Annotated in this window: 1 protein-coding gene; it reads left to right on the plus strand. The window is 45.2% G+C overall.

The features are described 5' to 3' along the window. Window positions 1-326: aldo/keto reductase (locus tag QQZ17_RS21175; RefSeq protein WP_284554170.1), on the plus strand; the 326-nt coding region annotated here is incomplete at its 5' end. Window positions 327-394 lie beyond the last annotated feature (68 nt).

The raw sequence follows: 394 nt of genomic DNA on the forward strand, positions 1-394 counted from the left end.
ATTCAATGTGGTATCGAGCCCCCGAAAAGAGTGTTTTACCTACACTCAAGGAGCTGGGGATTGGGTTCGTACCCTTTAGTCCTTTGGGTAAAGCCATTCTTACAGGCCGTTTTGACCAAAACTCTACGTTTGATTCTGATGATTTCCGAAGCCAAATTGCACGTTTCTCTCCTGATAATCTCAGCCAAAACTTACAGCTGGTTGATTACGTTAAACTCCTGGCTGACAACAAGAATGTGTCTCCAGCCCAAATTGCATTAGGTTGGTTGCTTGCACAGTACGATGGCATTGTGCCAATTCCAGGCACGAAGAAGGTTGAGCGTTAAGACGAGAATTTGGCAAGTGCCGAACTGGTATTTTCACAAAGTGAGCTAGACGACATTCGGAAGACGTT

Source organism: Citrobacter sp. T1.2D-1 (genome assembly GCF_950098555.1).
In the GTDB taxonomy this organism is placed as follows: domain Bacteria; phylum Pseudomonadota; class Gammaproteobacteria; order Enterobacterales; family Enterobacteriaceae; genus Citrobacter_A; species Citrobacter_A telavivensis.